Annotated in this window: 7 protein-coding genes; 3 read left to right on the top strand and 4 right to left on the bottom strand. The window is 72.5% G+C overall.

The annotated features are described in order from the left end of the window. Both EYA84_RS22875 and EYA84_RS22870 read right to left on the bottom strand, forming a co-directional pair. The coding region (locus tag EYA84_RS22875) for a 3' terminal RNA ribose 2'-O-methyltransferase Hen1 (RefSeq protein WP_131055189.1) at positions 1-830 on the bottom strand (830 nt) is incomplete at its 3' end. Positions 831-1,088: 258 nt separating this feature from the next. Further along, complete coding sequence (locus tag EYA84_RS22870; RefSeq protein WP_131055187.1) at positions 1,089-1,301, bottom strand: hypothetical protein; 213 nt, start codon at positions 1,299-1,301, stop codon at positions 1,089-1,091. A 168-nt stretch (positions 1,302-1,469) separates the two neighbouring features. On the opposite strand from EYA84_RS22870, the gene EYA84_RS22865 reads away from it, so the two are divergent. Beyond that, entirely contained in the window at positions 1,470-1,853 is a 384-nt protein-coding gene (locus EYA84_RS22865; protein WP_131055186.1) for a phage holin family protein, read from the top strand. A gap of 224 nt (positions 1,854-2,077) precedes the next feature. After that, entirely contained in the window at positions 2,078-3,103 is a 1,026-nt protein-coding gene (gene fbaA / locus EYA84_RS22860; protein ID WP_131055184.1) for a class II fructose-bisphosphate aldolase, read from the top strand. 144 nt (positions 3,104-3,247) lie between these two features. Here the strand turns inward: fbaA and EYA84_RS22855 are convergent, their stop codons facing one another. Beyond that, a complete protein-coding gene (locus EYA84_RS22855) occupies positions 3,248-4,507 on the bottom strand; it encodes an LOG family protein (protein WP_131055182.1) in 1,260 nt (419 codons plus the stop codon). A 250-nt stretch (positions 4,508-4,757) separates the two neighbouring features. Between EYA84_RS22855 and EYA84_RS22850 the strand changes: the two genes are divergently transcribed. Further along, positions 4,758-5,186: a DUF3151 domain-containing protein gene (locus EYA84_RS22850; protein ID WP_131055180.1), complete on the top strand. Its 429-nt coding sequence runs from the start codon at positions 4,758-4,760 to the stop codon at positions 5,184-5,186. A 70-nt stretch (positions 5,187-5,256) separates the two neighbouring features. Here the strand turns inward: EYA84_RS22850 and EYA84_RS22845 are convergent. Continuing rightward, positions 5,257-6,901, bottom strand: a 1,645-nt coding sequence (locus EYA84_RS22845; RefSeq protein WP_236145912.1) for a chromosome partitioning protein, incomplete at its 5' end; no start/stop codon positions are given.

Raw genomic sequence — 6,901 nt, 5'->3', positions numbered from 1 at the left:
AGCGACGCCCGGGCCCCGCCCGCGCGGGCCGGCACCTCGTCCACGTCGTCGTCCGCCGTCGGCTCGTCGACGGGCCGCTGGGCGGCCAGCCGCTCCAACGCCGCACCGGCCAGCGCCCGCCGGTGCGCCAGGTAGCGGCGGGCGATCAGCGCTCGCTCCGGGTGGTCACCGAGCCAACCCGCGCCCGCCCGCAACAGCTTGTCGACCTCGTCCGGCGCCACCCAGTAGTGCTTCGCGTCGTCCAGCACGGGCAGCAGGACGTACAGGTGGTTGAGCGCGTCGGCCACCCGCAGCGTGCCGGTGAGGGTCAGATCGACGTACCGGCTGTCGCCCCACTCCGGGTACGCCTCGTCGAGCGGGACGGCGGTCGCGGTGACGGCCCAACCGAGCGGAGTGAAGAGGCGTACGGCCACGTCGGCGCCGCCCCGGCAGCGCAGCACCGGCACCCGTACCTCCAGCGGGATGGCCGTACCCGCCAACTCCGGGCGGTCCCGCGACTCGCCGCGCAACGCCGACCGGAACACCCGCGACAGCGCCGAGGCGAGCAGGCTGGACGCGGCGTACTGCCGGTCGTTGACGTACCGCCCCAGGGTGAAGGTCTCCGGCGTGGTGGCCGAGTGGCGGCCCCGACCCCGGCCCTGCGCGGCGAGCTTCGCCGGGTCGACGTCGAGCAGCAGCGCGGCGGTGCAGCGCCGCTCCCCGGCCTCGGGATAGAAGACGTGCGCGGTGCCGACGGGCACGTCGAAGGTGTGCGTGCGGTCGGGGTGCTTGACCAGGAGATGGCCCAGGTCGGTCGCGGGGTGGTGCGTGGTGGTCAGGGTGAGCAGCACGCGGCTCATCGTGCCAGGTTGGTCGATCTTGTGCTCTTGGGTTTTGGTGTTGTCTCGGGGTGGGTTTCCGGGGAGCCCCACCCGCTCCGGGCGGTCAGGCTTGATCCCTGCGCGGGTGGGGCTCCCCGGAAACCTGACGTGCGCATGCGCCGTCGGAGGCCGAGGGGAGGGCGTGCTGCTCCGGGGAGAGCCGGGGGAGGTGCGTGCTGCTTCTGGGGGGGCGTGCGGGGAGGGGGCGGAGGGAGAGGAGCTGGGAGGTCAGCGGTAGTCGTCTTCGTCGGGGGCTACTACGCGGGCCTGCTCCATGGCGTCCCAGTCGGCGACCTCCAGGCCGCGGTGCGGTTCGTCCTCGACCTCGGCGGGGTTGACCACCGTGGCCTGCGCGACCGCGTCGGCCGGCTCGGCCTCCAGGTCGCGTTCGTCAGCGCTGAGGTGGTCGCCGGGGGCGAAGTCCTCGCCGGGCTGGCCCATTCGGTGCCTCCGGGATGTCGGTGGACGGTACCGCTCCACGGTACGGGCTGTGCCGGTGTCGCGCTGGGAACCGGCACGCCACCCGGCGGGGCGAAGAGCGCACCCGGGGTACGGCCGAGTCGGGCGAATCGGCCCACCGGCGGGCCGCCCCGATGCCAGGATGGTCCCGTGGGCTTCCTCATCCGGCTGGTGACGACCGCCGTCGCACTGTGGATCACCACGCTGATCGTGCCGGGGGTCGAGGTGACCGGGCGCACCGGCTACGACACCGTGTTCACCCTGTTGATCGTGGCGTTGATCTTCGGGGTGATCAACGCGGTGCTCAAGCCGTTGATCAAAGTGGTGGGCTGCGTCTTCTACCTGCTGACCCTCGGCCTGTTCGCGCTGGTGGTCAACGCGCTGTTGTTCCTGCTGACGGACTGGATCGCCGGCACCCTCGACCTGCCGTTCCACGTGGACGGCTTCTGGGCCGCCTTCTGGGGAGCCATCGTGATGGCGGTGGCGACCTGGCTGATCAGCGTCGTGGTGCCGGACCGTGCGGACCGTCGGTGAGCCGTCCGGCGCCGGGCCGGTTGTGCCGGGCTGGTCCAGCTACGGGATACTGCCCGCGTAGGACAGCGCGGTCCGGCGCACCAATGGCGATCAGGCGGCCATCCGGCCGACCGCCAACGGAGTTTCGCGCGGCTGCCCGGCCGACCGTCGACAGGCGGCCGAACGGCCGGCGCACGAAGAGCGGCGGCCGCACGGCCGTCAGCGGCAAGTAAGGAGCGTTCGACATGCCCATCGCTTCCCCCGAGGCTTACGCCGAGATGCTGGACCGCGCCAAGGCCGGCCGGTACGCGTACCCGGCGATCAACGTGACGTCGTCCCAGACGCTCAACGCGGCGCTCAAGGGCTTCGCCGACGCGGAGAGCGACGGCATCATCCAGGTCTCCACCGGTGGCGCCGAGTACCTCTCCGGCCCGTCGGTGAAGGACATGGTCACCGGCGCGGTGGCGTTCGCCGCGTACGCGCACGAGGTGGCCAAGAAGTACCCGGTCAACATCGCGCTGCACACCGACCACTGCCCGAAGGACAAGCTGGACAAGTTCGTCCGGCCGCTCATGGCCATCTCGCAGGAGCGGGTCAAGAACGGCCAGGAGCCGCTGTTCCAGTCGCACATGTGGGACGGCTCGGCCGTGCCGGTCGCGGAGAACCTGGAGATCGCCGAGCAGCTTCTCGCCGAGGCCGCCAAGGGCAAGATCGTCCTGGAGATCGAGGTCGGCGTCGTCGGCGGTGAAGAGGACGGCGTCGAGAACGCCATCAACGACAAGCTCTACACCACGGTCGAGGACGGCCTTGCCATGGTCGAGTCGCTGGGCCTGGGCGAGAAGGGCCGCTACATGGCCGCCCTGACCTTCGGCAACGTGCACGGCGTCTACAAGCCGGGCAACGTCAAGCTGCGGCCCGAGGTGCTCAAGCAGATCCAGGACGCCGTCGGCGCCAAGTACGGCAAGGACAAGCCGCTCAGCCTGGTCTTCCACGGTGGATCCGGCTCGCTGCTGTCCGAGATCCGCGAGGCGCTGGACTACGGCGTGGTGAAGATGAACATCGACACCGACACGCAGTACACCTTCTCCCGGCCGGTGGCGGACCACATGTTCCGCAACTACGACGGCGTGCTCAAGGTCGACGGCGAGGTCGGCAACAAGAAGCTGTACGACCCCCGGGTGTGGGGCAAGGCCGCCGAGACCGGCATGGCCGCCCGGGTCGCGGAGGCCTGCGAGCACCTGCGCTCGACCGGTACCACGATGACCAAGTGACGTCCTGACGTCGCCGCCGACGGCGGCCGGTTCCTCCCACGGGGCCGGCCGCCGTCGCGTTTCTGGGCTTCGTGCAAGGAGGGGTCCCCTACTAACGCCTGGTGTATAGCAGGGGTCCCTTCCTTACACCGAGAACGGAGCTTTCTACGCCGACGAGCGGAGGAGCAGACGGACCGCCTCGTGCACGTCGTCGGTGAGGTGCACGGTGCCGGAGAGGTCGCCGAACGGCGACGTGGACAGCAGGGGCTTCAGCAGTGACTCCACCGGCAGTTCCGAGGTCCAGTACTCGCGGTCCAGGAACACGTACGCCCCGCTGGCCCCGTCCGTGCCGTAGTAGGTCTTCGTGGCCGCCTGGAACACCTCCTGCACCGTGCCCGCCCGGCCGGGCGCGAACACGATCCCGCCCCGGGCCAGCCGCAGGATGGTGTCCTCGCGGATGGCGTTGGAGAAGTACTTGGCGATCCGGCCGGCGAACAGGTTCGCCGGTTCGTGGCCGTAGAGCCAGGTCGGCACCGCCAGCCCGCCACAGTTGGCCCAGTCCAGGTCGCCGGTGGTCAGCGCGGCCGAGTCGGCCCGGTACGCGACGGCCGGCTCGCCGTCGTCCTCCGGTGGTGGCGTGACCGAGCGGCCGAACAGCTCCCGGACCCGCAGTGCCGCCGCCGTGTAGCGGTCGTGGTCGGTGAAGTCGGGTGCGGCGGCGAGCAGGTCGATGGCGGCGGTGAGGTCCTCGGCCGACCGGGTCGACAGGTACGCGCCCAGATTGGCGGCCTCCATCACACCCGGGCCGCCGCCGGTCACCACCAGGCGGTGGGCCCGCGCCAGCTCCCAGCCCAGCACGGCGGCCGTCCGGTACGGCGCGCTGCCTCGGCGTACGGCGTGCCCGCCCATCACCCCGACGACGGACTGCGGTCCGTGCGTGGCCAGCCAGGCCCGGGTGGCGTCGGCCAGCGCGTTGTCCACGCCGTGGTCGTGCAACCGCTGGCCGAGCGCCTCGCGTACGTCGGGGAGCGCCCCGCCGTGCGCGCGGAAGTGCGCGTACACGCGGCTGTCGTACATCGCCTCGAAGCCGCCCTCGGTGAAGCCGGCGGCCAGTTCCTCGGGGGTGTAGAGGTGCGGTGGCTGGGTTGGGTACGGCAGCCCGGAGAAGGGCGGCACCACGTTCGCGCCGCGCCGGACCAGGTCCGCGCCGACCTGCCGGGAGGCGAAGCGGCAGCCGACGAAGAGGGCTCCGGCGACCTCGGTGTCGCTGAGGTCGGGTATCGGTTCCAGGTCCAGCCGGAGCCCCTGGACGGTCAGCCCGACCAGGGTTCCGTCGGCGAGCCGCTGATCGAGTTCGGCCCGGGTCTGGATCTCGTTCAACCAGGTGTGCGGCTCGATGACGTCCGCGGGGGGTGGGGTCGGCACCCGGCCATCCTGCCCGGTTGCCGCAACCGTGCCCGAGCTGGCCCCGACCGGCTGGGAAGGTGGCGGGAGCCCGGCGGCCTGGCCGAGCTCCCGCAACTCCGGTTCCTGGGGAGGCTCCGGTCTTTTAGTTGTAGTGGAAAGGACCGGGCGGCGGCATGGGCCGCAGGCGTGACGGACCTCTCGGCCGTTCAGCCAGCCGGCTCGCCGGACCCCCTCGCGGGCCATGGCCGGAAGCGGGTTGAATGGGACGATGCAGAACCTCTTGCCGGAACCCCCGGCCACGCTCCTGCCCGCACACGACGAGGCCGACGCCACGCTGGCCACGGCCGAGCAGGACGGCGGCGACGAGGCGTTGGCCGCGGTGGCCGGCCGGTTCCCGACGCACAGCGCCGCGTGGGCCGCGTTGGCCGCCCGCGCCCTCGCCGAGGGTCAGATCGTCGCCGCGTACGCGTACGCCCGCACCGGTTACCACCGGGGACTGGACCAACTGCGCCGCAGCGGCTGGAAGGGGCACGGGCCGGTGCCCTGGTCGCACGAGCCGAACCGGGGCTTCCTGCGTTGCCTCTATGTGCTGTCCCGCGCCGCCGACGCGATCGGTGAGGCGGACGAGGCGGCCCGCTGTGCCCAGTTCCTCCGTGACTGCGACCCGGCCGCCGCCGACGCGCTGGCCAGCAACTGAGCGCCCGTCGAGCCGCCGACTCGGGGGAGACGCTCCCCGGGCCGGCGGCCCGACGTGACGCGGTCGGGGTCTAGAGTCCCTCGGCGACCGAGGCGGCGATCTTGAGCCAGGCGTCCCGGGTCGCCGCCGAGAGTTGGGCGTACCGGATCGGCTCTCCGGTGTCGATGAGCCGCTCGTACGGTGCCAGCAACACGCCCCGGGTACGCGCGGCGAAGTGCTCCTCGATCGCGGGCAGGTCGATCTCCTTGCGCGACGGCGGCATGGAGACCACCGTGACCGCCTGCCGGACCAGCCGTTGCCGACCGCTCTGCTCCAGGTGGTCGAGCATCCGGGCAGCGGTCTCGGCCGAGTCGTTACGGGCCGACATGGTGACCACCAGTTGGTCGGTGGCGTCCATCGCGGCCTGCCAGTTCTGGGCCCGGACGTTGTTGCCGGTGTCCACGAAGATCAGCTTGTAGAAGCGGCTGACCACCTCACGGATCTCGCCGAAAGCCGAGGCGGTGAGCATCTCGCCGCCGGTGGCCGACTCGTCGGAGGCGAGGACGTCGAACATCCCCTCGCCCTGCGAGCGGACGTACTGCGACAGGTCACCGACCCGCCCGTGGGCACCGTGGAACTGCCCCAGGTCACGCAGCAGATCCCGGACCGTACGCGAGTGGAAGTCCTGCTGCGCGCGCATGCCGAGGGTGCCCTGGGTCTCGTTGTTGTCCCAGGCGAGGACGTACCCGCCGCGCTTCTGGCCGAAGGTCATCGCGAGCAGCAGGATGGCGACGGTCTTGCCCGCCCCGCCCTTCGGGTTGACCACGGTCACCTGCCGGAGCCCGCCGAAGTTGCGGCGGACCGTCTCGATGTCCCGCTTGAGTTCCAGCTCCTGCCGGCCGGGTGGCAGCTTCACCAGGCCGGTCCGGTTCACCACCGCCCGTACGCCCATGGTGGCGACCGGGTCGGCCGGGCGGACCTGCCGCCGCCGGGCGAAGTCCTCGGCGGTGGGCGGGACGCCCGGCTCAGCCGGGTTCCAGGCCGGATCGGGGTAGCCGACGGGCGTCGGGGTCGCGCCCGGGTAGGGCAGCGGCGTCGGGGACGTCGTCGTCGGCGCGCCCTGCTGCCAGGGTGCCGGGTTCCAGGCCGGCTGCGGCGGGAACGGTCCGGGCGGCGACTCCGCCTGATGCGGCGCCGGGTACGACGAGCCGTCCGGATACGGCACCGCGCCGGGCTGGGTCGGCGCTAACCCGGGCTGGGTCGGCGCTACCCCGGGCTGGGTCGGGACTGCCCCGGGTTGCGGCGATACCGCACCGGGTGGGGACGGCACCGCACCGGGCTGAGCCGGCACGACGCCGGGCTGCGGCGGGAACGGGCCGGACTGGGGCGGTGGCATCGGGACGCCGTGCTGCGGCACCGGCGGCACGACCGCGCCCTGGTGCTCGGGGAACGGACCGACGTGCGGCAACGGGAACGCGTCGCGGTGCGGCGGCGGTACCGGGGTGCCGTGCTGCGGTGCGGGCACGGGGTACGTCCCGGCCTGCGGCGGCACCGGCCGACTGGTTCCGACGGCCGACGGCACCGGCGGAGGCGGCTGCATACCGGGGGCCCAACCGGGACGCGGCGGGCCGTCGGTGGTCTGGGCCGGGTCGCTGCCCTCCGGCAGGTTGGCGGTCGGGCGCTGCGGAGGTTGCGCCCAGGGCGACTCCGTCGACGGCCGGGGCGGCGGCGGGCCG

Source organism: Verrucosispora sp. SN26_14.1, from assembly GCF_004307965.1.
Taxonomy (GTDB): Bacteria; Actinomycetota; Actinomycetes; order Mycobacteriales; family Micromonosporaceae; genus Micromonospora.
This window is presented reverse-complemented; position numbering and strand designations above follow the sequence as displayed.

Coding starts and splice junctions, on each gene's coding strand:
- EYA84_RS22870 (WP_131055187.1), bottom strand. CDS start 1,301: ATGGGCCAGCCCGGCGAGGACTTCGCCCCCGGCGACCACCTCAGCGCT.
- fbaA (WP_131055184.1), top strand. CDS start 2,078: ATGCCCATCGCTTCCCCCGAGGCTTACGCCGAGATGCTGGACCGCGCC.
- EYA84_RS22850 (WP_131055180.1), top strand. CDS start 4,758: ATGCAGAACCTCTTGCCGGAACCCCCGGCCACGCTCCTGCCCGCACAC.